Raw genomic sequence first — 23,316 nt, 5'->3', positions numbered from 1 at the left:
CCCGTTCGTCTATGAAGGTACCGGTTGAGACGAAACATAGACGGTCTACACCCAGCCCGGGCGCGAGTATCAGTCGCACTGAACGGCAGGATGCGCGTTGGGTCGACCTTAGCGCGGTTCGTCAAGAAGGCGGGGGCGTTTCATGCGCTCCGGTGGACGCACGAGATCGCGCAGGGCGCGCGTTGCGGGCATGTCGTCCGGCAGCACGACACGGGCGAGCTTGGAGCGCTTCTTTGGCGCGATGCCGAACTGCGCGCGCCAGCGGAACAGCAGCCTGGTGACGATGCCGTACTTGCGCGCGACTGCAGAGACCTTGGCGCCTGGTAGCTCGGTTTCCCCAGCGATCGCGAGCTCTTCCTCGTCGCTGAAGAAGCGCCGAACCGGTGCCGGCGGCGCGGCCAGATCGCCGATTTCGGCGGCTGGCAAGCGGCGTTCGGGCTGTGAGTGCCTAGCACTAGTGCTAACGGGCGGAGGGGGGAAGATGGGTGCGCCAGTCGATCGTAACCTCCCGGGTGGCCATTCGGTCGCGCCATTTGCGCAGCGAATGCGGCGGCAGCTGCATCGCCGCGGCATAGGCGCGGAGCTCCATTCTGCTCCAGTTCAACGCCTCGACATGCATCGCCCAGAACGCCTGAGACGTTAGCGCGGGCTTTGAGTCACGATGGCAGTCCATTCGTGATGAGGGCAGCAGCCGCTTGGAATGGAATAGCCTCGCCTGATCACGGCAGAACAGCAGGCTTGCACCCGGATAGCATTGGTCGGCGTTGCTCGACATTGGACGGCGATGTGCCTCCAAATAGAGAGCCGCAGCCGAAGGTTCGAGAGTTGGTGCACTTATCAGTGTCAGAATAGCGACGGGCGCTCGCGCCGATTGTGGAGGTGATCTTGATTTGCATCGGGGTGAACCTCTTGCCGCGTCATTGAACAATCCTCTCTTCGCGGACGTATCCTTTCAGTCGATGTAGCCCCGTCCTCGCCAAGAGCTGCCATGGGAAGTTTTCCCGACTTGATCGCAAAAGATCTGAGCGAACTTTAAGAGATCGTCCTGGTGCGTTTCTTTGCCCGACGAATTAGGGTTGCTCGATGCGATGCTCGGCATAGTGGGAATCGCTGGAAGTGCGGGCAAAAACGCACTCCATCAAATCATGGGCGTGGCTTCTGTCGATTACGGCAGGGCAGGAAACAGCAGGAGATGGGCCTACCATGTACAGGCTACTACAATCCGCATCTTTCGCAGCGCTTCTTGCAATGGGGACGCTGGGAGGATCGGGGCTTGCAAGCGCGAACGACAAGCTCGACCAGCTCTCGCAAAGCGACGAGAACTGGGTCATGCCCGGCAAGGACTATAAGTCTGACAATTACAGCAGGGCGAACCAGATCAATGCCGAGAACGTCAAGAATCTGAAGCCCGCCTGGACGTTCTCGACGGGGCTGCTCAACGGTCACGAGGGCGCACCGCTCGTCGTCAACGGCACGATGTATGTGCACACGTCGTTCCCGAACAACACGTTTGCGCTGGACCTCAAGGATCCGACGCGGATCTTGTGGCAGGACAAGCCGAAGCAGAATCCGGCGGCGCGTGCGGTCGCGTGCTGCGACATCGTCAATCGCGGCCTCGCCTATTGGCCGGGAGATGCCAGGACGCCCCCACTGATCCTGAAGACGTTGCTCGATGGACATGTCCAGGCGCTGAATGCCAAGACTGGCGAGCTCCTCTGGAAGATGGAGAACTCCGACATCAAGGTCGGCTCGACGCTCACCATCGCGCCCTACGTGGTCAAGGACACCGTGCTGGTCGGATCGTCAGGCGCCGAGCTCGGCGTGCGTGGCTATCTGACGGCCTATGACGTTCACGATGGCGCGCAGAAATGGCGTGCCTACGCCACCGGTCCCGACAAGGATCTGCTGCTGGCCTCCGACTTCAACATCAAGAACCCGCAATATGGCCAGAAGGGGCTCGGCCTCTCGACCTGGGAAGGCGATGCCTGGAAGGTTGGCGGCGGCACCAACTGGGGCTGGTACGCCTTCGATCCGAAGACCAATCTGGTCTATTTCGGCACCGGCAACCCGGCGCCGTGGAACGAAACCATGCGTCCAGGCGACAATAAGTGGACGATGACCATCTTTGGCCGCGACGTCGATACCGGTGAAGCCAAGTTCGGCTATCAGAAGACGCCGCACGACGAGTGGGACTATGCCGGCGTCAATGTGATGATGCTCTCCGAGCAGAAGGACAAGGACGGCAAGACCCGCAGCCTGCTGACGCACCCGGATCGCAACGGAATCGTCTACACGCTGGATCGCACCAATGGCGATCTGGTGTCCGCCAACAAGATCGACGACACGGTGAACGTTTTCAAGACCGTCGATCTCGCCAGCGGTCAGCCGGTCCGCGATCCGGAATACGGCACGAGGATGGATCACCTCGCCAAGGACATTTGTCCGTCGGCGATGGGCTATCACAATCAGGGCCATGATTCCTACGATCCGACCAAGGAGCTGTTCTTCATGGGGATCAATCACATCTGCATGGACTGGGAGCCCTTCATGCTGCCCTACCGCGCAGGACAGTTCTTCGTCGGCGCGACGCTCAACATGTATCCCGGTCCCAAAGGCGATCGCCAGAACTATGAAGGTCTCGGCCAGATCAAGGCCTACAACGCCATCACCGGCAAGTTCAAATGGGAGAAGATGGAGCGCTTTGCGGTCTGGGGCGGCACCTTGGCGACGGCAGGAAATCTCGTCTTCTACGGCACGCTGGACGGCTTCATCAAGGCCCGCAACAGCGACACCGGCGAGCTGCTCTGGAAGTTCAAGTTGCCCTCCGGCGTGATCGGTTACCCGATCTCCTACATGCATGAAGGCACCCAGTACATCGCCATCTACTATGGCGTCGGCGGCTGGCCGGGCGTCGGCCTGGTGTTCGACCTGCAGGATCCGACGGCCGGTCTCGGCGCAGTTGGTGCCTTCAAGCAGCTCGCCAACTACACCCAGATGGGCGGCGGGGTGATGGTGTTCTCCCTGAACGGCAAGGGCCCCTATGACGACGTGAACCTCGGCGAATACAAGTCGTCGAACTAGTAGCGTCGCTGCACCGACGCGGACAAGGACGCCGTTCCGGCCCCGGTGGTGCCGGAACGGGCGGTCGCCTGCCTCGCGCGCCGCTCCCTCGACTCCCAGACATCTCGATCGGTTTTTCGCAAACCAACGGATTCATCATGTCACGATCGATGTTTGCCGCGCTCGCTCCCGCCGCGGTTCTCGCCTGTCTGATCCTCCCTCCGTCGGCGGCGGTCGCGGCCGAAGCGCGCGGTTCCGATGTCACGGGCGGAACGGCCCAGGCTGCGCCGGCCGAGGGATCGAAGCTACGTATTTGTGCGGCCGGAAACGAACTGCCGTTCTCGTCCAAGGAGCAGACCGGCTTCGAGAACAGGATCGCCAGTGTCGTGGCGAAGGCGATGGGGCGCGAGCCTGTCTTCGTGTTCGCGGACAAGCCCGCGATCTATCTGGTCCGCGACTGGCTGGACAAGCGCAGATGCGACGTGGTCGTTGGCCTGGACAGCGGCGATCGGCGGGTCCTTACGACGAAGCCCTATTATCGCGCGGGCTACGTGTTCGTCACCCGCAGGGACAGGAATATCGAGCTGGAGTCATGGCAGGATCCGCAGATCAAATCTGTCGGCCATATCGTCGTCGAATTCGGCTCGCCGAGCGAAGTCATGCTGAAGGAGATCGGCAAATACACCGATAACATGGCCTATCTGTATTCGCTGGTCGGCTTCCGTTCGCCGCGCAACCAGTACACGCAAATCCCACCGCAGAAAATCGTCTCTGAGGTTGAGAGCGGCAATGCGGGCCTGGCGGCGGTGTTCGCGCCCGAAATTGCCCGTTACGTCAAGGCAAATACGGCGCTCAAGATGGTTCCGATCAAGGATGATGTGGACCGCGATGGCGAGCGCATGGCGCAGCAATACGATCAGTCGATGGGCGTGCGGCATGGCGAGGAGGCGCTTCTCGCTCTACTCGACGCCGCGCTGACAAAGGCGGCGCCGGAGATCGCGGAAATCCTCAGAGACGAGGGCTTACCGGTCCTTCAGGGCTCTAGCTCGAACTGAATGATGATCACTGGAAGCGCGTTAGGATCAATAATGAGAAGATCGTTCCTCGTCGTCCTTTCTCTCGTGTTTGGAATGACAGCTCAAGGCCTGTGGGCAACACCGGCGGAGCCGATACCGCCCACCTCGATGGATCTCCGCAACACTGATACAGGGGAGCCGCTCGACCTGTCCAATGCGCAGAAGGAAGGCCGCAACACCGAAGGCGTGCGCAGATTCTTGCAGACCGGGATCAATCCCTATGTCGAGGACATCAGTTGCCTCAAGGTGGGTGAATCGTTCTATCTCACATCCTGTTCCGGCTGCCACGGAGAGATCGGCGAAGGAAAGATCGGTCCAGGTCTGAATGACGATTATTGGACCTATCCAAAGAACAAGACCGACCAGGGCTTGTTCGAGACCGTCTTTGGCGGTGCGAGAGCGCAGATGGGACCGCACTACGATGATTTGACGCTCGATCAGATGCTGCAGGTGATGGCGTGGGTCCGGCATATCTACAAGGATGACGTCAAGGCCGCGACGTGGCTGACGGACGATCAGAGAAAGAAGTTTACCCCGTTCAAGCGGGGAGAGACCTTCCCGGATGATCCGCCGGGATTGTGCAAGGCGCCGTGAGTTTTGGCGAATGGCGTGAGCGAGTCAACGACAACAACGTGCTGCAGAAAGAGGAGGAGACCCCATGACAAGAGCCCTGAACTCCATTGCGTTCGGCATCGTGTCGCTTGCGGCGGCGGCAATGACCGTTCCGGCGTCGGCCTATGACGGCACCAGGTGCAAGGCGCCCGGAAACTGCTGGGAACCGAAGCCCGGCTTCCCGGACAAGATTGCCGGCTCGAAATATGATCCCAAGCTCGATCCGAAGGAGGTCGCCAAGCAGGACGCCTCCGAGCGCGAGATGGAAGCGCGCAACGCGCGGCGCGTCGAGAATTTCCGAAAGACCGGAAAATTCGTCTACGAGGTGGAGAAGATCGCCGACAAGTAGACGGCGAGCCGCGCCCATCCAAGGCTCGCGCTGACGATCCGTCAGCGTGAGATCTCGCTGCTGGCGGCACGATGCCGAAAGTCGATCGCAAAGTCGATTGTCAGGGATCCGTTCGGTTTTCGTCGTCAGCGGTCGGTGGCAGGAATCGACGGTCATTCCGCGGAGTCGCGATGAACGATGCCGTTTTAACCGCCTCTTTGCTGGAGCGCTGGCGATCAGCAGCATCGGCCTTCGAGGCGTCGGTCAAGCAGGTGATCGTCGGGCAGTCGCGTGCGGTCCGTCTCGTGACGATCGCGGTGTTCGCACGGGGGCATGTGTTGTTGGCCGGCGATGTCGGCGTCGGCAAGACGACGATCCTGCGCGCGGTGGCGCGTTCCCTCGGCGGCAGCTACGAGCGCATCGAGGGCACCGTCGACATGATGCCGAGCGACCTGCTCTACCATACGTTTCTCGGTGATGACGGACGGCCGAGGGTCGAGCCGTCAGCAATCCTGGCGCGATCGGACGAGTTGTCGGTGTTCTTCTTCAACGAGATCAACCGCGCGCGTCCGCAGATGCATTCGCTGCTTCTGCGTCTGATGGCGGAGCGCAGCGTCACGGCCTTCAACAGAACCTTTGAGTTTCCGCACATGCAGGTCTACGCGGACCGCAACCGCGTCGAGAAGGAAGAGACCTTCGAGCTCCCCGCCGCTGCCCGGGATCGCTTCCTGATGGAGATCGCCGTTGAGGCGCCGGTCGAGGCGGATATCCGGCGCCAACTGGTGTTCGATCCGCGCTTCCATGATATGGAGGCGCTGCTGCAGGCGATCGACAGGCCGGCGCTCGACTTCAGGTCCCTGGCCGTCTGTGCGCCCTTGATCCAGAAGAGCATCTATACCAGTGAGGCGTTGCAGGCCTATGTGGTGCGGCTGTGGGATGCCATCGTGCGCCCCGCCGCTGCTGGCATTGCGATCCCCGGCGTCGATATCGGACGGCTGGTGCAGGGTGGTGGCAGCCCCCGGGGCATCGCATTCGCGGTGCGGGCGGCGCGCGTGCGCGCCTGGCTTGAGGGGCGCGACATGCTGGTGCCCGAGGACATCCGCGACATCTTCACCGAAACCATGGCCCATCGGATCTTTCTCGATCCGATCTATGACATGCGCCGCGAGGAGATCGTCCGGGATCTCTGCACCGCTGTGCTTACCAGCGTGCCGGCGCCATGACGGATGCCCGCGACATCGTCTACCGGCCGCGCGGCCGCATCTCCGGCCTGCGGGCCGGCGCGCATCCAAGCCATGGTGTCGGCGCTTTCGGCACGTTTCGTGACCAGGTGCCGTTCATGGCGCATCCCGACGCGCGTCGAATCGATGTCCGCGGTACGCTGCGTGATCCGTTCGAGCACACGCTGGTGCGCCGCTTCCAGCAGCGCAGTGCAATCGACGTCTACGCGCTGGTCGATATGACGCGGTCGCTGTCCTATGAAGGGCGGGCACGGAAGCAGGATCTGGTCGCCGAGCTTTGCGGCGCGCTGGCGCGCTCGGTGATCCGCAGCGGCGACCGCTTCGCCCTGATCGGTTTCGACAACGATATCCGGCAGGACTGCTTCATTCCGCCGAATCGGCGCGTTGCGACGGCGGAGGACGTCGAGGCGCGGCTGCGGCAGGCAGAATGGTGCGGGCGCGATGCCGAGGGCTTGCGTGAGGCGGCGTGCCGGGTCGCCGGCAGACGCAAGATCGTCTTCGTCATCTCCGATTTCCTGCTGCCGCTCGATCTCCTGGAAAAGGGCTGTGAGGCGCTCAGCCGGCACGATCTCATTCCTGTCGTGGTCGACGATTCGTCCGAGGGCGAAAATCTGCCGGATTGGGGCCTGCTGGAGGTGACGGATCTCGAGACCTTGCAGCGCAAGGTCGTGTTGATGCGTCCCGCCCTTAAGCGCCGCTGGCTTGCACAGGAGGCCGAGCGCCGGGCCGGGATCAGGCGGATCCTGCTGAGATTTGGGCGCGCTCCCATCGTAATCACGGATGCGTTGGATGTCGACCTGGTCTCTCGGCAGCTCATGGAGGCCTAGAGCCGTCATGCGGAGGTTTGTCCGGCGTATCGGTCTGGCGATGTTGATGCTGGTGGCGCATATGCCGACCTCGGTGCCGGCCGCGGTCGCGGCCGATGTGTCCGTCGTGAAGCAGGAGACGATCCGGACGCCGCGGGATGTCGGCTATTTCGTCGGCGATTTGATCAAGGCGGATATCACGCTCACCGTCGAGGGCGACGCCAGCATCGACACAGCTTCGTTGCCGCGTCCCGGCAGCCTCACCTATTGGCTCGACATCCGGTCTGTCGATGTCCGGCAGGACACCGTCGACGGCGACCGCCGCTATATCCTGACGATCGTCTACCAGAATTTCTATGACGCGCTCGACGTGCGGCAGCAGGAGATTCCGCCGATCCCGCTGCTGTTTCACCGCGGCGGCAAAGCGGTCGCGTTCGGGGTGCCGGCCTGGACCATCGGCGTCTCGCCGCTGCGCGAAGTTGCCCCACCGGTCAAGAGCGATCCAAAGGGCTATCTGCGACCGGATCGCGCGGCTGCGATCATCGATCTTTCGCCGTGGATCTGGTCGCTGATCGCAGCGCTCGGGGCTGCGTTCCTGTGCCTGGCTCTCGTGGCGTATGATCGCGCCTGGTGGCCGTTCGTTCGGCGCCCGGCCCGCGCATTCTCTCAGGCTGCTGATCGGTTGCGGCGACTGCGCGGCCGCAAGGGCGAGATCGCGGCCTATCTTCAGGCGCTCGAAATTCTGCATCGTGGTCTCGATCTGGCCGACAATCGGTCGGTGCTCGCCGATGATCTCGATCTCTTCCTGCAGCGTCATGCGGCCTATCGCGCCTTGCAGGACGGCCTTGGCGACTTCTTCGGTGCGTCGCGTCTCGCGTTCTTCGCCAATGATCCCGAACGGGCGCGTCGGGAATTTTCGTTCGATCGGGTCGAGATGCTCACGCGCAACCTGGCGATCGCGGAAAGGGCCGGGCCATGAACCTCGCCGTCGACCGTCCCTGGGTGCTGCTGGGTCTGCTGCTTGGGCTGTTGCCGCTGGTGTTTTCCGCGCAGCGTGAAGCCCGGATCGGCTCGGTGTCTGTGATTCCCGCCGATCCGCTGTCGACGCTGATTGGCTGGAGCTTGCGCTGCTCGGCTGTCGCCGCCATCGCGCTGGTCGTGGCCGCGCTCGCCGGTCCGTATCGTCTGGGGCAGACGGTGAGCCGGGCCGGAGAGGGTGCACAGGTCGTCATCCTGCTCGACCGCAGCGGCAGCATGAATGACACGTTTGCCGGTCGAACGCCGGCGGGCGGCGAGGAGTCCAAGGCGTCGGCTACCAAGCGGCTGCTGCGGGATTTTGTCGGCAGGCGGCCGCACGATCTGTTCGGAGTCGCCGCTTTCTCGACGTCGCCGATGCTGGTGCTGCCACCGACCGATCATCACGACGCCGTCAGGGCCGCCATCGATGCCAGCGACCGCCCCGGCCTCGACTTCACCAACATGGCGCGCGGCCTCGGCATGGCGCTGTCGATGTTTGCCGCCGATCATCCGGACGAGCACTATTTGATCCTGCTGGTGTCCGACGGCGGTGCCGTGATCGAGACCCATCTGCAGGATCAGCTCCGCGCAGAGTTCCGCAGGTTCAAGGCGGACTTGTTCTTCCTGTTCCTGCGAACGGCCGGAAGCCACGGCATGTTCGACGAGCCCGGCCCGGATGAGGATACGCCGCGGGCCATGCCGGAGCATTTTCTCAATCTCTTCTTCCAGACTCTGGGCGTCCCGTATCGCGCCTTCCAGGCCGAGAACCCTGATCAGGTCGCCGATGCCATCAACCAGATCGACCAGCTCGAACGCTTTCCGACCACCTATGTCGAACGCATTCCGCGCCGCGATCTGACGGGGCTGGCCTACGCGATCGCCTGCGTGTTCATCGTTGTGCTGGTCGCCGGCAAATTGCTCGAGGTGCGTCTGGTGACCCGCGCCGGTACGTCGAAAACGGCTGTCGGAGTGCCAGCATGAGCGGCCTCTCACATCGAGCGGTTGCGGTTCATCGCAACGATTCTCGGTCCAACCGGGCGTTCGAGATGCTGGCGCTGTCATGGTCACGATGGCGATCGGGTCGGCTGGTCGCAATGTTGATCTTGTCCGTTCTGGCATCTCTTGCGCTGCTTGCCGAGACGCTTCGCATCGGGATGGCCAACGAGACCATCCGCCGATTGAGGACGGGCCATGATGTGGAGGTTCCGCTGAACGCACCGGCCGAGCTGCTGCTGGCACGCGTCTCATTCCTGCTCGATCACGACCGGATCGACGAGGTGCGGCCCTATCTGGACGCTCTCGACAGGCAGGATGGCGGACGGCTCGCCGCCATCGCGCATTTCGATCTCGCCAACAGCCGCCTGCGGCAGGCCTTCGACCTCATCACCGCCAGCAAGCTCGACAGCGCAGGCCCCTTCGTCGTGCTGTCGCGCGACGCGTATCGGCGGGCGCTGACGCTGGCGCCCGACGATTGGGATGCCAAATTCAATTTCGACGTGGCGTCGCGGCTGATCCGCGATTTTCCAGCGTTCGAGCGGACCTCGGGCGACGACATCAAGGCCGACCGGAAGAAGATCTGGACGGACATTCCGGGCAAGCCGCAGGGGCTGCCATGATGTTTTTCGGGGGAGGCGCGGCGATGTGGGATTGGCGGCAGAAATTGCGCGACCCCTTGGCGCTGCTGCTGCTCGTGGCGATGGTGCTGGCGTGTGCCGCCATCGCGCTGCCGCCGGTGCCGATGACACGGGTGGGGGCCGATTTGCTCGTCATCGTCGACATCACCGGCAGCATGAACACGCGCGACTATCACGCGGCCGGGCGGCCGGCCAGCCGTCTTGCCGTCGCCAAGACGGCGCTGAAGGACATGATCGGCCGGCTGCCGTGTCCGAGCCGGCTGGCATTGGGGCTGTTCAGCGAGCGCGTGCCGTTCCTGCTGTTCGAGCCGATCGATGTCTGCCAGGACTACGGTGCAGTGTCCGGCGCGATCGATGCGATCGATTGGCGCGAGGCCTGGGAAGGCGACAGTCACATCGCCGCCGGCCTGTTCCGGTCGATCGATATGGCCAGAGGTCTCGGCATCGACCTGATCTTCATCACCGACGGCCAGGAGGCTCCGCCCTTGCCGCCATACGGCCCACCGTCGTTCGAGGGCAAGCGAAACGAGGTGAGGGGCCTGATCGTCGGCGCCGGCGGTTATTCGCTCTCACCGATCCCGAAATTCGACGATCGCGGCAACGAGGTCGGCTTCTGGGGCGTGGACGATGTTCCGCACGAGAACCGCTTCGGACCGCCGCCGCCTGACGCCGAGACCTGGCCGGGCTACAATCCACGGAACGCGCCGTTCGGGTCGGTGGCAGCAAAGGGATCAGAACACCTGTCTTCGGTGCGCGAGCCCTATCTGAAGCAGCTCGCTCAGGAGACCGGCCTCGCCTACGCGCATCTCGATGGTCCGACCGGCCTTGCCGAAGCCTATCTCCCGGCGTCCACGCCGCGTGCCTGCCGTGGTCTGACCGACCTGCGCTGGCTGCCAGGGCTTCTTGCTCTATCCGCTCTTCTCGCCGTTTTCTCGCCGCTGGGCCGGCGTCTCGCCAGCCTGAAACCCGCCACCCCATGAGGTCTCCCGATGGGCTTTCATCCTCTTTTTGCAGCCTCTTGCTGGTTCGTCCTGACGACGGCGGTGTTCGCGCACGGGCCGACGCCGCAGAAGGTCGACGAGACCATCACGATCAAGGCTGCACCCGACAAGGTCTGGTCAGTGGCAGGCGATTATGCCGGCATCTCCCGATGGGATCCGTTGGTGACGGCGAGCCAAGGGTCGAACCAGAAGCGGGTCATGACCTTTGCCAACGGCGAGATTCTGGAGGAAGAGGTCGATGAATATGATCCGGCCAGAATGACGTACTCCTACCGAATGCTCAATCCGAACGTCAAAGCATTGCCGGCGAGTTCCTATTCGGCAACCCTGGTCGTGACATCGGACGCAGAGGGCGGCAGCCGCGTCAGATGGTCTGCGCATGTCTACCGCGGTGACACGGAGAACGAGCCGCCGGACGAATTGAACGATGAGGCCGCGAAAGCCGCATTGCGGAAATTGTTCCGGGCTGGACTCGAAGGGATCAAGGCAAGGGCCGAGGCGGAGTGATGCGCGGCGGTCCGTCCTTTCTGCTGCTCGGATGCGTACTGGCTCTTGCTGCCTGCAAAGAGGAGCCCGACACGCGGCGAGAACGGACAGTCGTCGTCAAGAAGCCCGAAGATGTCTCGACGTGGCTTGCGGTCAACGACAAGGTCGAGGCCGCGGTCTGGCTGCGGAGTCGGGAGGTTGGTCATGACGTGCTTGCGAGTGATCCCGAGGCCGGTCGGTTGCGGAGGGCGATCCGGCAGGCCGTATCCCGCTTCTATGAAGACGAGCGCATGATCGCAAACCGGACGGCACAGACGGGGGACGCGTTGTCGGAAGCCGGGCAACCCGAACGCTATGTCGACATCCTGACAGGCATGATCGATGTCGCCGACCTTTCGTCGGTCAGAAAGCTCTATGGCGAAATGTGCCAGCATTATCTGATCCTCAGGCGAAGCGGCGAGGGCCGTATGCAGGCGCTCGAGCATGTCGGTGCAACGTTTGCGCGTGCGAATGCCTGCAGGGAGTTTGCGTGCACGGACGCAAAATGATGAAATCCTCGATGGCGCCGGTGAAACCGGGTGGTACGACGAATGCGCAGACGGCATGGAAACAAGCCGCGGCGTCTTTCCTGAAGCCGCTGTCCTTTCGTTCGCTGCGGATGCGTTTGATCGCCATCGTACTGCTGATCGATTGCACTGCTGCGGCGTTAACGACCACCGTGGTGATCTTAAATGCGCGAGCCAACACGCGGAGGGAAATCGTATCGTCGATGCAACTCGCCGATGCCCTCACGGCGGATACAATACGTCTGCTGCAGTTCATGCCGGCATCAGTGCTGCTGAAGAGCATCGATCTGCACTTTCAGTCCGTTCGTCATATCAGGATATCCGTGATCGATGCCGAGGGTCGATCCGTCGCGGCGCCGGCGCCCTCTTCGGGCAAGATCTTGGAAAGCGCCGATATACATGACGCTCCGGAGTGGTTTACTCGCCTCGTCGCGCCGCCGGTCGAGCGCAACAACTTTCCGATTATTGCGGCGAGCCAAAGACTCGGTACCGTCGTGATTACCTCGGATCCGAGCGACGAGATCAACGAAGCCTGGAACTATGTCCGCGCACTGGTCTTCACGGCATTCTGCCTGAACACAGCCGTCCTCATCGCTCTGTTCCTGCTATTCGGGCGGATCCTGGAGCCGCTCACGCGCCTGGTCTCCGGCCTGAAACATCTTGGGCATAGAAACTACGCGGTACGCCTGCCAAACACATCCATGACGGAGCTGGCCATCATTGCAGATCATTTCAATCAGACTGCTGAAGCACTCGCCAGCGCGTACCAAGCCAATCGCAGCCTGAACGTGAAGCTCCTGACGGCACAGGATGAGGAGCGGCGGCGAACGGCTCTGGAACTCCACGACGAGGTCGGCCCGTGTCTTTTCACGCTGGAAGCCGGTGCGACGTCGATCGCCCGCATGTCCAAGGATCGACCCGATCTCGTCCGATTGCATCAGAGGGCCTTGGACGTCGTCGATATCGTTTCGCAGATCCAAGGGATCAATCGGCGGCTCCTCGACCGGCTTCGTCCCATGGCGCTGGGGCAGATTCCACTGAGGGATTGTCTGGTCAAACTGCTCGTCGAGTTCGATAGGACCGAGAATACGCCCGAGTTCGAGCAGACGATCGGCGAGCTACATGAGAGCTATGGTGCGATCCTCGATCTGACGATCTACCGATGCGTCCAGGAAGGCATGTTCAACGCGATCCGGCATGCCCAGGCGCAGAAGATCGTTCTGATGATCAATCAAAAGGATTTGCTTGGACGGCAGTTTGTCTTCATCCAGGTCGCCGATGATGGCGTCGGCCTGCGCCGGCCCTTCAAGCCCGGGGTAGGCTTGGCCGGAATGCGCGAGCGGGTCGAGGCGCTGAGCGGTGCTTTCAATCTGGAGAGTTCATCATGTGGCACGGTGCTGACTGTCGTGCTCGCGACGGACGGAGGTGACGTCCCTCTCGTCCTGCTTTCGGGAGATACCGTGCCATGACGTCAGTGCTTCTTATCGACGATCATCCTATGATGCTGCAGGGGTGCAGGAATCTTCTGAAGGATATCGGCGTCGATCCGATCCACGAGGCCACCGATGTGCGAAGCGGCCACGGCGCCTTCCTGAAGCACAGGCCCGATGTCGTGATCGTCGACCTCACGCTGGCCGGGGACGATCTGGGCGGGCTGTCGCTGGTTCAGCGGATCATTCAGGCCGAACGAAGAACGCGGATCCTCGTCCTGAGCATGCACAACGATCCGACGATCGTGAAACGGGCGTTGGATAGCGGCGTGACCGGCTATGTCCTCAAGGACTCGCCATCCTCAGAGTTTGTCGCTGCATTTGAAAAAGTGGCGGCTGGATCCACGCATCTCAGTCACGAAATAGCGGTGCAGGTTGCGCTGTTGCGTACCAAAAGTGACGAACTGGCGTCCAAAAACCTGACCGATCGCGAGATCCAGATCCTCTCGCTGCTCGCAAGAGGAAACTACTACGATCAGATCGCCGTCAAGCTGGGCATCAGCTACAGCACGGTAACCAACGCCTGTTCGTCGATGCGGACGAAGCTGCAGGTCAGGACCTTGGCCGACCTGATCCGCTTCGCGATTCAGAATGACCAGGGCAATGCGCACTAAGTTGCGCGCGCCGGCTATCCGTGACGTCCCAGTCCATGTCGGACAGGGCCGTCCGCTCTGCCTCCGAACAGCATCGATCTCTTTCCGCGAATGCAGAGGCTCGAACCGGCTCGTCAGCGGAAACGGGGCATGGCGATCATCAGCATCTCGCGCCTGGACGGCCAATGTCGGGCAGACCAGTGCCACCAATGTTAGGACCGCCATAAGCTTCCACAACCAAACCTGATCAGATGGTTTTCCCGCATCAGCTCTACGGCAGCGATCTGGCGGGCCTCGTGGTCTCATGCTGATCGTCGGGCCCTACGTTTCTTATCGCGCAAATATAATCCGATCGTGTCAAAAACAGCATCATTCCACGAGTCAGAGGCCTCAACGATGCCATTTCGGGAAATGTGAGTCCCCAAAAAGGGAGTTGTTGTTCCAAATTCCGGGAGGATCCGGAGTTTGGTTCGCGAAGTATCGGGCAAGGATTGCCTCGTACAAGGGGGCCCATCGTTGCGACCCAAATCGCTTTCAGGTTACCGACCCAGGAGGCTAAAGGCAGAGCCGCCAGAGGAATCTGGGCCAATACCTGGAGAGACAGACGTGGATCGAGTGAAGGTTGCTCTGCGCTGCTTGTTCGCTGCGCCGGTCCTGGTGATGACGCTTGCTGCGAGCGCCCAGACGCTGAAAACCGTGCTCGTCTTGTCGTCATGAAAGACTGGATCGCATTGTGGGCGTGGTTGTCGCACCATCTTCAGCTGCGGGAGCGCCGCATGATCGCGACGACGATCCTGTGCGTGATCGTCGCGGCAGGATGCATGGCGATGTCGCCTCTTCTTCTCGCTCGATTGATCGATGGCCTCCTTGCAGGACGGCCAGGATCAGGCGGGTACATCATGCTTCTGGTGTTTGGATATCTGGCAGCAATCGCAACGCCGCGAATCATAGGCGTGGTTGTTATCCGGCTCCAGAATACGTTACGTATCTACGCCAACAGCTCGCTGCTTGCCGCTTATTTCAACTATCTGTGTGAACAACCCGACAGCTTCTTCGCGAAGAGAAATGGCGGCGAGCTGAGTCAGGAAATTGCGCAGGCGTCGAACGATCTTTACATCATCATACGAAGCCTTTCGTCATCAGCCATCGCGCCGCTGGTTCAGATCGGCATCGCAGTTGCCGTGCTGGCGACGAACCGGAATGTCATCATGGCCGGAATGATCTCGGTCTATGTTGCGCTGTTTCTGGCGAATCATCGTGTCCAGGGTAGAAGGCTTCGTGAACTCAGGACGGGATTGATGGGGGCAGGGCGTAGGACCTATGCCACGTTGGTGGATTCGATTTCCAATATTCACGTCGCGCGCCAATTCAACGGTTACGGCTTTCTGCTTGCGAGGTATCGCGAAGTGCTCGATGAAGATCGAGATGCGCAGGGCGCGTATTGGAAAGTCAGCACGCAAATGCAGCTTGTGAATGCGCTGCTATTTGTCGGACTGTTCGGCGCGTCGTTCATGTTGGCCTTGTACGATGTGGTGCAAGGAGGTCGTTCGGTCGGCAATCTCGTGCTGGTCGGCACATACGCGCTGACGCTGCTTTCGCCTATCGAGACTCTCGGTAATATGTTTGCCGAGATCAATCGGTCGCTCGCGACATTCGGAGAATTCATCAAAAAGCTGTCTGGCGCTCCGGCTCCTGCTCTCAGGCCGGCTTCAACGAGCTCTTCTACCCCGCCGTGCCCGGCGATCGAGTTCGAACATGTGTCGATGACCTATCCAGGCGCAGAGACGGCCGCCCTGAACGATGTCAGTTTCACCGTGCTGCCAGGGCAGCGCGTCGTCATAACGGGACCGAGCGGCGCGGGGAAGAGTTCGATCGTCAAGGCGCTGACGAGGCAATACCTTCCGGACAAGGGGGCAATCCGTCTCTTCGGACAGGATCTCGCGAGCGTTGAGGTGCGGACCTTGAATGAGCGGGTTGGGTGCGTGTCTCAGGACGTGTTCCTGTTCAAGGACACGCTCCGCTTCAATTTGCTGATCGCGCGTCCATCGGCGTCGGATGAGGAGCTGCTTTCCGCGCTCGACCGCGCCGGGTTAGGTGATCTCTTGAGGAGTCTACCGGCCGGCCTGGATACCCTCCTCGGCGACCGCGGTGCCACGATCTCGGGCGGTCAGCGACAGAGACTGGCTCTGGCGAGAGTGTTCCTGCGCGTCCCTGACATTGTGGTGATCGACGAAGGCATGTCCTCGCTCGACGTGGTCACCGAACGCCGGGTGATGGACCAGATTCTCACGTCATTCGCTGGGGCGACAATCGTGATGGTGACGCATCGCCCCAGTGCAATGGCAATGGGAGATGCGGTGATTGTCGTGAAAGGTGGACGCATCGACGGCTGTGGCACGTACGATGATCTGCGATCCCGAAGCGCTTTCTTTGCCCGCGTGGTCGGTGAAGCGACGCGTTGAGCCGTGCGACCGCCGTTTGTGTGGCGCCGCGGTTGCTGCGGATCATAGGTTTGTGCTGCTATCCGAGCCCGTGCGTCCGCGACCGCAGCCGATTCAGGTCAGTATTCGGGCGGCGATCTCGCCTACACGTTTCATTACTTCCGCCTCGGCTGAACGGATGAAAAAATGGTCGCCTTCGAACATGTGCATGGTCGTGCGCTCGGGGGCATATGTGTCCCAGGCGCGTAGATCGTCTGGCGTCGTCATCGGATCACGCGTGCCGCCGAACACCGTAAGCGGACATGGCAGCCTTGGACCCGGCCGATATCGGTAGGTCTCGCTTGCCGCGAAATCGGCGCGCAGCATCGGCAGCAGAATGTCCAACAGTTCGCCATGATGAAATACGTCAGGGGGCGTGCCGTTCAGGGTTCGCAGACGCGCGATGAACTGGGGCTCGGGCAGGCCGTGCGAAGGCTCCAGCGGATCGGGCAGATGCGGTGCGCGTCGCCCGGAAACGATCAGATGATGTGGGGCGGGACCAGATGCTGCAGCGATCCGTTGCGTGACCAGAAAGGCCAGCAGCGCACCCAAGGAATGGCCGAAGAAGCAGACCTGCCCGTGCAACTGGGGGGCGATGGCCGCGGCGATCGCGTCTGCCAGCGGCTCGGCCCGGTCGAACGGCGTTTCCGCGAAACGTCCCTCACGTCCGGGATATTGGACTGCCCACACATCGCACCAGTCTGGCAGAAAATCGGTCCACCGGCGTGCCATCGATGCCGTTCCACCCGCGTGCGGAAAGGTCAGGAGAGTCACCCGTGCTGCGGACATGCTCCGCCACTTCACGATCCAAGGTGTCTCGCTCGCTATCGTCAAAGATGAGGTCCCGGCGTTCGGACTTGGCAGTGTCTTGCGATTGGTCCTTTACAGCGTCCGAACGAGCACAGAAAGGGTCTTGGAAGGTTCTCCTGGCGGCGATCGTGATGTGTGCCGGCCGGCAGCGTTTTGATGCGACCATGCGAGCGGCCGACGTCGTGATTGTGACCATGGTTCGACAATGAATCCAACGAATGCCATGATCGTCCGTGCCAACCACCTACGAGCGATGCGTCTTGTTAATATTACGAGCGTTGCGCAGATACATCATCTTTCGGTTTGACGGTCGGTATGGCCACGTTTTGGGAGGTTCTCGTTTTAACGAAAGGAGTCGTTGTGACGAATTTCGGGAGGATTTGGAAACGAGACGCCTGACCTGCGGGATGCACCGTTTCGCGTGGTGTTGCGGTCAAAATTAGTTTCAGGTTACGACTTTAGCCAAAGCGGATCGTCGCCGGATTGTGGGAGGGGACATGGTCAAACGTCGTTTCAGTGCTCAGCGGTCCGCGGCGGTTGAACTAAGTCCGTCAGCGCAGTCCGTGCTTGCGACAACTCAGTTCGCCTCAACCGAAGTCTTCGTGTCCGCTCTGACGCAGGGCAAGCCGCGCGGGCGGGTGCAGCAGAGCGGCGGTAAACGTCAATCCGCGGCCGGTGAGCGTCGCTAGTTAGCGGGCACGTCGTAGCGCAAAGCTAGCGCACATCCGTCGGCAAAGCGATCGCGGGGAGTAGGCGCTGATTGGCGATCGGCGAGCCGAACTGCTGCGCCCTGAGCCGTGCTCGGACGCGTAGCTCGATGGATTCGTGCTTCGGGTGTGGCTGAAGGCAACGGCAGATGGGCTCCGTTTGGAAGGGAGGCTCTCTTGTTGGATCGATCTGACGTGACCGCGCAGCCATTGCGCGAGGATGGACGTCTACCGCTGGTGGTGCGGCCGGTGAGGGCTGGTCTCGATGCCGGATCGTTTCTGCAAGCTAATCGCGCAGGCCTCGACCATCTGCTGTTGCAGCATGGGGCGATCCTGTTCCGCGGCTTTTCGGTCGGCTCGGTCGAGCGCTTCGAGGTCGTCGTCCGGGCGCTGACAAACGAACCGCTGGCGTATGAATACCGGTCGACGCCCCGGGAGAGGCTTGGAGGCGCCACCTACACAGCCTCCGAGTATCCGGCGATGCATACGATTCCGATGCATTGCGAGAATGCCTACCAGCGTGATTGGCCGACGAAGATCCTGTTCGCCTGCGCGCGCGCCGCGCTGACCGGCGGGCAGACCCCCCTGGCCGACATGATTGCGATGTCGCGCCGGCTCTCGCCGGAGTGTTTCGGCAGCTTCAGGACGAAAGGGGTCTGCTACCTCCGCAACTACCATGAGGGGCTCGATCTGAGCTGGCGGAATGTCTTCCAGACCGAGTCGCGGGGAGAGGTCGGCACCATCTGTCGGCGGTTGGGGATCGACTTCGAATGGGTGGACGGCGAGCGTCTGCGGACGCGGCAGCTCGCGCAGGGCGTCGCGCGCCATCACGTGCTGAATGAGATGGTCTTCTTCAATCAGGCCCATTTGTTTCATGTCTCGAGTCTCGGCAGCGAAACGGCCGAAGCGCTCATCGAGACCTTTGGACTCGGTGACCTGCCACGCCACGCGTGTTTCGGTGATCACAGCGAGATTCCAGCCGCGCAACTCGCCGAGATCAGGGCTGCGTTCGATGCGGAAAAAGTACATTTCGACTGGGAAGAGGGCGATGTCCTCCTTGTCGACAACATGCAGGTCGCGCATGGGCGCGAGCCGTTCACGGGAAACAGACTGATCCTGGCGTCGCTCTGCGATGCGTATTCCAAAAGCGCGATAGTCTAAACATGCAGCACGTCTCGAAGCCTGCATCATATGTGTCCGGTCTCCCGTCACCCTCGACATCAGCACTCTCCACACCGACCGCCCTGTCGGCGGCGCAGACCGAAATCTGGCTCGCGCAGTCGCTCGCGCCGGACAGCCCGATTTATACGCTCGCCCAGAGGGCGACGCTGCCAGACGACGTCGATGCCACTCGCTTCGAGCAAGCGGTGCAGGCCACGGTCGATGAGACAGACGCCTTGCAGGTGCTGTTCGGTTCGGACGAGACCGGACCATTGCAGAGGCTGGGCGTGACCCCGCAATGGAGCCTTGAGGGCGAGCGAAGCGTCGCGTTGCCACCGGCTGAGATCGACAGGGTCATAGACGAGGCCTTGCGGGAGCCGTTGCGGCTTACCGGAGGTGCACTGTTCCGGGTGTTCTTGTTTCGACGCCAGGATGGTGCGTGGGAGTACTGCCAGCTCTTTCACCATATTGCGATGGATGGCCTGAGTTGCGTGTTGTTCGCTACGCGGGTCGCGGAGCATCATGCGAACCTCGTTCGCGAGGGCCGGCCGGCGCCACGCCGGTTCGAAGCCTTCGCCTCTCTGTTGGCTGCCGATCGCGACTATCGCAGCTCCAGGCGGGCCGAGGAGGATCGCGGGTACTGGCGAGACGCGCTCGCTGGATTGGATGACGGCTTTGAGGGGCAGCGAGCCAAAGCATCTTATGCGGCGGTTCTTCAGACGGCACGTCTTTGTCGTGAGCAAACCGAGCGGCTCAAGGCGATCGCAGCCTCCGCCGGGACGACCCTCCCGAGCTTGTTCTGCGCCGTGGCCGGGGTTCTGTCCTCGAACCGGAAGGATGCCGACGACGCAGTCATCGGCTTTGTCGTCGCAGGGCGGCCGGACGTGCGGGCCCGGAGCATCCCCGGAGCGGTATCCAACATCATTGCCCTGCGGTTGAGCGTGCCAAACGGCGTTCGTTGGCGCGAGCTGATCTCGTCCACGGGCAGGCAGGTCAAAAAAGGGCTTCGACATCAGCGGGCGCGCCTGGAGGACGTCAGGCGGGACCTCGGCTTGTTCGGCCAAGGCGATCAGCTCACCTCGGTCGTCGTCAACTACACTCCTTTCTATGGGCCGATCTGCTTCGGCTCGTCCACGGTACGCCTTCGTAACATGGGAAATGGTCCGGTCGACGATTTTGCCATCGTGGTCTATCACCATCCGGACGACGACGAGATTCTCATCGATTTCAAGGCGAACGACTCTCGGCGTAAGACGTCCGAGGTCACGCAATTTCGTCGGCAGTTTGAAGCTCTACTTGCGGCCCTCGTCGCAGAGCCTGATGCGCCGGTCGACTCCGCATCGTTACTCGGACCTGATGAACGGGAACGGATTCTCACGGGCTGGAACGATACCGACAACGCTCTGCCGGACGCGACCCTGCCGGAACTGTTTGCCGCGGCGGTCCGGCGCGCCGGCAGCGACGTCGCCATGGTGGCCCGCGATGTGAAGCTCAGCTACCGCGACATCGACAGGCAATCAAATCGCATGGCCCGTGCCTTGATTGCGCGCGGCGCAGGCCCCGAAACCCGGGTCGCGGTTGCAATGCGCCGCTCCGAGCGCCTGATCCTGGCCTTGCTCGCAATCCTGAAGACGGGGGCGGCCTATCTGCCGCTCGATCTCGACAGTCCCCGCGACAGGCTCGCGCTGGTCCTGGCGGATGCGGATCCGATCGTCATCGTCTCGTGCCAGGACGATCGCGCGACCATCGAGGTTATGGCCGGCACCGGGCTCCCCGACGACAGGGTCGTCATTCTCGATGATCCCGACATGAGTTGGGACGAAGAGGAAATCTGCGAAACTGCTGCGCTGGATGTTGTCGGATCCCGCGCGCTCCTGCCGGATCACCCGGCCTATCTCTGCTACACATCAGGCTCGACGGGTCAGCCGAAGGCGGTCATCGTCACGCATCGTGACGTGGCAGACTTGGTCCGCGATCGCCGCTGGCTGCAGCCGGCGCCTGCCCGGATGCTGGTGCATTCGCCGGTGGCGTTCGATGCCTCGACCTATGAAATATGGGTTCCTCTCCTGAACGGCGGCTCGATCGTGGTCGCGCCTCCTGGCGCTCTCGATTCGCGCACGCTGGAGAACATCATCGCTTCGCAGGGTGTGACCGACCTGTGGCTGACGGCTGGCCTGTTTCATCTGATCGCGGATGAATCTCCGACCTCGTTCTCTGGCCTTCGCCAGGTCGTGGCCGGAGGCGACGTTCTCTCGCCCGATGCCATCGACAAGGTTCTCGACGCGTGCCCGAATCTCCGTGTCGTGAATGGCTACGGCCCCACGGAAACCACCACCTTCTGCACGACCCACCGGATGATGGAGCGTCCGGTTCAGCCGGCCCCGGTGCCGATCGGCCGGCCGCTCGACAATGTCAGGGCCTATGTTCTGGATCGTCGGCTTCGTGTGTTGCCCGCCGGCGTGGTCGGCGAACTGTACATTGCAGGCGCGGGACTGGCGCGGGGATATTGGAGGCGGCCCGATCTCACCGCCGAGCGCTTCGTCGCTTGCCCGTTTGGGCCCGGCGGCCAGCGCATGTATCGGACAGGGGATCGCGCCTCCTGGCATCAGGACGGATATCTGATGTTCGCGGGCCGCGCAGATTCGCAGGTCAAACTTCGCGGATTTCGCATCGAGCCGCGCGAGATCGAGGCTGCGCTCGCGGAGCTCGGGATCGGCCAGAGCGCGGTCGTGCTGCACAAGGGATCATCGGGCCGCGATCTCCTCACGGCTTACGTCGTCGACCAGGGCACCGACCCGCAAATCCTCAGGCATCAGCTCGCGACGAGGCTGCCGGAGTACATGGTGCCGGCGACGATCATCAGACTCGACGTTCTGCCTTTGACGCCAAACGGCAAGCTCGATCGGCGTCGTCTCCCGGCGCCCAGTTTCGCAAGCCGTGACCTCATGGCGCCGCGAACCGCGATGGAAGAGATCATCGGCCGGCTGTTTGCCGACGCGCTCCAACTGGAGACGGTCGGCATCCACGACAATTTCTTCGATGACCTGGGCGGCAATTCCCTGCTGGCGCTGCGCATCGCCGGTGCCATCCGCCGCGACATCGGTGTGGACGTCGCCGCGACTGCCATGTTCACTGCACCGACGGTCGCCTTGCTGGCCCGCCATATCGAGAGCTTCAAATCGGCCGCTGCTGCGGTTGCCGCCCCCGCGGTCTTGGTGCCGGCTGAGGAGATCGGCACCACGGCCTCCCTTTCCGAAATCGAAACCATCCTCGAAGGCCGATTTCGCAGCGAGTCTCCCGACGCCAAGGCCTTCGTGGCGACGGTCACGGAGCAAGGCGATCAGTTCCTGCTGTTCTCGCGTGGCGAGCGGCGCGACAGCGATCGGACGGACGTCGCCTTTCCCTTGGGATCAATCTCGAAATTCCTCGCCTCGTTGCTGCTGGGCATGATGGAGCAGGCGGGCCGGATTACGATCCACACTGCCTTTGGAAGCCGGGTACCTAGCGATTGGCGGCTCCCCCCAATGCTTGCCGAGGGCATCTCGATGGCCGACCTGGCCACGCACACGTCCGGTTTGCCGGCCTATGTCAAGGAGCTCGCGAATTGTTCGGAAGACGCTCTTCGCAACTATCTCGAGACGTTCGAGGGCGAGCTGAGCGACAGAGCGTATGAATATTGTTCGCTCGGAATCTCGCTGCTCGGCTTCGCTTTGCGTCACGAAGAGGCAGATGACTATCTGAAGGTCCTGAAACGATATCTCCTCGACCCGCTCGGCATGACCAACACGGTTTCGAGGACACGACGAACTCTGCCTGACGGAACGCCAGAGACAGGCTTCCATTTCTACGAATGCAGTTCGGACATGGCCGCCTCGATCGACGATCTGCACCGGATTCTCGCCGCCTTCCTGGCGCGCGAGTCCTCGCCAGCCAAATCCGCTCTGTCCCGCATGCGGACAGTATCACGGCCCACGGGTATGCCTGAACTCGACATGACGATCGGGCTTCGATCGAGAACCACCCATGGCGATCATCTTCTCTATCATGGCGGCGGCGGTCCCGGCTTTCGGGCATTCTTCGGCCTCGCACCGAGAAGAGCGAAGGGGATCGTGATTCTCACGAACCGTGAGATTCACATCGGCGACATCGGCCAGCATTGGCTCAGCCCGGCCTATCCGCTCATCGTCCCGCGGCGCCCATAGCCATGCGCAGTCGTCGAGGCTGCCGCGGCAGCGCGCTGAGTAGCGA

At 62.0% G+C, this 23,316-nt stretch carries 19 protein-coding genes; 17 read left to right on the top strand and 2 right to left on the bottom strand.

The window, feature by feature from the left end:
• Positions 1-108 precede the first annotated feature (108 nt).
• Positions 109-426, bottom strand: coding sequence for a transposase (locus ACVIJ6_RS37220; RefSeq protein WP_456776844.1), 318 nt, complete (start codon positions 424-426; stop codon positions 109-111).
• A 777-nt stretch (positions 427-1,203) separates the two neighbouring features.
• Between ACVIJ6_RS37220 and ACVIJ6_RS37215 the strand changes: the two genes are divergently transcribed.
• The 15 genes from ACVIJ6_RS37215 (at position 1,204) to ACVIJ6_RS37145 (ending at position 16,372) form a co-directional block, all read left to right on the top strand.
• Positions 1,204-3,081, top strand: coding sequence for a methanol/ethanol family PQQ-dependent dehydrogenase (locus ACVIJ6_RS37215; protein WP_456776843.1), 1,878 nt, complete (start codon positions 1,204-1,206; stop codon positions 3,079-3,081).
• A 149-nt stretch (positions 3,082-3,230) separates the two neighbouring features.
• Positions 3,231-4,115, top strand: coding sequence for a methanol oxidation system protein MoxJ (gene moxJ / locus ACVIJ6_RS37210; protein ID WP_456776842.1), 885 nt, complete (start codon positions 3,231-3,233; stop codon positions 4,113-4,115).
• A gap of 3 nt (positions 4,116-4,118) precedes the next feature.
• Positions 4,119-4,730: a cytochrome c(L), periplasmic gene (gene moxG / locus ACVIJ6_RS37205; RefSeq protein WP_456776841.1), complete on the top strand. Its 612-nt coding sequence runs from the start codon at positions 4,119-4,121 to the stop codon at positions 4,728-4,730.
• Positions 4,731-4,851: 121 nt separating this feature from the next.
• Positions 4,852-5,097 (top strand): methanol dehydrogenase, encoded by a 246-nt coding sequence (locus tag ACVIJ6_RS37200; RefSeq protein ID WP_456777174.1) that lies wholly within the window; start codon positions 4,852-4,854, stop codon positions 5,095-5,097.
• A 170-nt stretch (positions 5,098-5,267) separates the two neighbouring features.
• Positions 5,268-6,299 (top strand): AAA family ATPase, encoded by a 1,032-nt coding sequence (locus ACVIJ6_RS37195; RefSeq protein WP_456776840.1) that lies wholly within the window; start codon positions 5,268-5,270, stop codon positions 6,297-6,299.
• Positions 6,296-7,144 carry a DUF58 domain-containing protein gene (locus ACVIJ6_RS37190; protein WP_456776839.1) on the top strand — a complete coding sequence of 283 codons (849 nt, stop codon included), beginning with the start codon at positions 6,296-6,298 and terminating at the stop codon, positions 7,142-7,144. The genes ACVIJ6_RS37195 and ACVIJ6_RS37190 overlap by 4 nt, the downstream gene beginning before the upstream one ends.
• Before the next feature lie 7 nt (positions 7,145-7,151).
• Entirely contained in the window at positions 7,152-8,102 is a 951-nt protein-coding gene (locus tag ACVIJ6_RS37185; protein ID WP_456776838.1) for a nonribosomal peptide synthetase MxaA, read from the top strand.
• Positions 8,099-9,121: a vWA domain-containing protein gene (locus tag ACVIJ6_RS37180; RefSeq protein ID WP_456776837.1), complete on the top strand. Its 1,023-nt coding sequence runs from the start codon at positions 8,099-8,101 to the stop codon at positions 9,119-9,121. Before ACVIJ6_RS37185 ends, ACVIJ6_RS37180 begins: the two co-directional genes overlap by 4 nt.
• 113 nt (positions 9,122-9,234) lie before the next feature.
• Positions 9,235-9,756, top strand: a complete 522-nt coding sequence (locus tag ACVIJ6_RS37175) for an MxaK protein (RefSeq protein WP_456776836.1) — start codon at positions 9,235-9,237, stop codon at positions 9,754-9,756.
• Entirely contained in the window at positions 9,753-10,754 is a 1,002-nt protein-coding gene (locus tag ACVIJ6_RS37170; protein ID WP_456776835.1) for a vWA domain-containing protein, read from the top strand. Before ACVIJ6_RS37175 ends, ACVIJ6_RS37170 begins: the two co-directional genes overlap by 4 nt.
• Before the next feature lie 9 nt (positions 10,755-10,763).
• Positions 10,764-11,282 carry an SRPBCC family protein gene (locus ACVIJ6_RS37165; RefSeq protein ID WP_456776834.1) on the top strand — a complete coding sequence of 173 codons (519 nt, stop codon included), beginning with the start codon at positions 10,764-10,766 and terminating at the stop codon, positions 11,280-11,282.
• Positions 11,282-11,809 (top strand): hypothetical protein, encoded by a 528-nt coding sequence (locus ACVIJ6_RS37160; protein WP_456776833.1) that lies wholly within the window; start codon positions 11,282-11,284, stop codon positions 11,807-11,809. Before ACVIJ6_RS37165 ends, ACVIJ6_RS37160 begins: the two co-directional genes overlap by 1 nt.
• Positions 11,809-13,296, top strand: a complete 1,488-nt coding sequence (locus tag ACVIJ6_RS37155) for a LapD/MoxY N-terminal periplasmic domain-containing protein (protein ID WP_456776832.1) — start codon at positions 11,809-11,811, stop codon at positions 13,294-13,296. The genes ACVIJ6_RS37160 and ACVIJ6_RS37155 overlap by 1 nt, the downstream gene beginning before the upstream one ends.
• Entirely contained in the window at positions 13,293-13,931 is a 639-nt protein-coding gene (locus ACVIJ6_RS37150; RefSeq protein WP_456776831.1) for a response regulator transcription factor, read from the top strand. The genes ACVIJ6_RS37155 and ACVIJ6_RS37150 overlap by 4 nt, the downstream gene beginning before the upstream one ends.
• A gap of 755 nt (positions 13,932-14,686) precedes the next feature.
• On the top strand, positions 14,687-16,372 hold the full coding sequence (locus tag ACVIJ6_RS37145; protein ID WP_456776830.1) for an ABC transporter ATP-binding protein: 1,686 nt from the start codon (positions 14,687-14,689) through the stop codon (positions 16,370-16,372).
• Between the two features lie 93 nt (positions 16,373-16,465).
• On the opposite strand, the gene ACVIJ6_RS37140 is transcribed toward ACVIJ6_RS37145, so the two are convergent.
• A complete protein-coding gene (locus ACVIJ6_RS37140) occupies positions 16,466-17,179 on the bottom strand; it encodes a thioesterase II family protein (protein ID WP_456776829.1) in 714 nt (237 codons plus the stop codon).
• A gap of 923 nt (positions 17,180-18,102) precedes the next feature.
• Here ACVIJ6_RS37140 and ACVIJ6_RS37135 point away from each other — a divergent pair.
• A complete protein-coding gene (locus ACVIJ6_RS37135) occupies positions 18,103-19,068 on the top strand; it encodes a TauD/TfdA family dioxygenase (RefSeq protein WP_456776828.1) in 966 nt (321 codons plus the stop codon).
• Between the two features lie 2 nt (positions 19,069-19,070).
• On the top strand, positions 19,071-23,270 hold the full coding sequence (locus ACVIJ6_RS37130; RefSeq protein ID WP_456776827.1) for an amino acid adenylation domain-containing protein: 4,200 nt from the start codon (positions 19,071-19,073) through the stop codon (positions 23,268-23,270).
• Positions 23,271-23,316: the final 46 nt, after the last annotated feature.

The organism is Bradyrhizobium sp. USDA 4369 (assembly GCF_054056435.1).
This window is presented reverse-complemented; position numbering and strand designations above follow the sequence as displayed.

What these genes read in the sequence shown, in the direction of transcription:
- ACVIJ6_RS37190 (WP_456776839.1), top strand. Translation starts at nt 6,296, where the DNA reads ATGACGGATGCCCGCGACATCGTCTACCGGCCGCGCGGCCGCATCTCC.
- ACVIJ6_RS37180 (WP_456776837.1), top strand. Translation starts at nt 8,099, where the DNA reads ATGAACCTCGCCGTCGACCGTCCCTGGGTGCTGCTGGGTCTGCTGCTT.
- ACVIJ6_RS37155 (WP_456776832.1), top strand. Translation starts at nt 11,809, where the DNA reads ATGAAATCCTCGATGGCGCCGGTGAAACCGGGTGGTACGACGAATGCG.
- ACVIJ6_RS37170 (WP_456776835.1), top strand. Translation starts at nt 9,753, where the DNA reads ATGATGTTTTTCGGGGGAGGCGCGGCGATGTGGGATTGGCGGCAGAAA.
- ACVIJ6_RS37195 (WP_456776840.1), top strand. Translation starts at nt 5,268, where the DNA reads ATGAACGATGCCGTTTTAACCGCCTCTTTGCTGGAGCGCTGGCGATCA.
- ACVIJ6_RS37130 (WP_456776827.1), top strand. Translation starts at nt 19,071, where the DNA reads ATGCAGCACGTCTCGAAGCCTGCATCATATGTGTCCGGTCTCCCGTCA.
- ACVIJ6_RS37150 (WP_456776831.1), top strand. Translation starts at nt 13,293, where the DNA reads ATGACGTCAGTGCTTCTTATCGACGATCATCCTATGATGCTGCAGGGG.
- ACVIJ6_RS37200 (WP_456777174.1), top strand. Translation starts at nt 4,852, where the DNA reads ATGACCGTTCCGGCGTCGGCCTATGACGGCACCAGGTGCAAGGCGCCC.
- ACVIJ6_RS37165 (WP_456776834.1), top strand. Translation starts at nt 10,764, where the DNA reads ATGGGCTTTCATCCTCTTTTTGCAGCCTCTTGCTGGTTCGTCCTGACG.
- ACVIJ6_RS37140 (WP_456776829.1), bottom strand. Translation starts at nt 17,179, where the DNA reads ATGTCCGCAGCACGGGTGACTCTCCTGACCTTTCCGCACGCGGGTGGA.
- ACVIJ6_RS37175 (WP_456776836.1), top strand. Translation starts at nt 9,235, where the DNA reads ATGTTGATCTTGTCCGTTCTGGCATCTCTTGCGCTGCTTGCCGAGACG.
- ACVIJ6_RS37215 (WP_456776843.1), top strand. Translation starts at nt 1,204, where the DNA reads ATGTACAGGCTACTACAATCCGCATCTTTCGCAGCGCTTCTTGCAATG.
- ACVIJ6_RS37145 (WP_456776830.1), top strand. Translation starts at nt 14,687, where the DNA reads ATGATCGCGACGACGATCCTGTGCGTGATCGTCGCGGCAGGATGCATG.
- moxJ (WP_456776842.1), top strand. Translation starts at nt 3,231, where the DNA reads ATGTTTGCCGCGCTCGCTCCCGCCGCGGTTCTCGCCTGTCTGATCCTC.
- ACVIJ6_RS37160 (WP_456776833.1), top strand. Translation starts at nt 11,282, where the DNA reads ATGCGCGGCGGTCCGTCCTTTCTGCTGCTCGGATGCGTACTGGCTCTT.
- ACVIJ6_RS37185 (WP_456776838.1), top strand. Translation starts at nt 7,152, where the DNA reads ATGCGGAGGTTTGTCCGGCGTATCGGTCTGGCGATGTTGATGCTGGTG.
- moxG (WP_456776841.1), top strand. Translation starts at nt 4,119, where the DNA reads ATGATCACTGGAAGCGCGTTAGGATCAATAATGAGAAGATCGTTCCTC.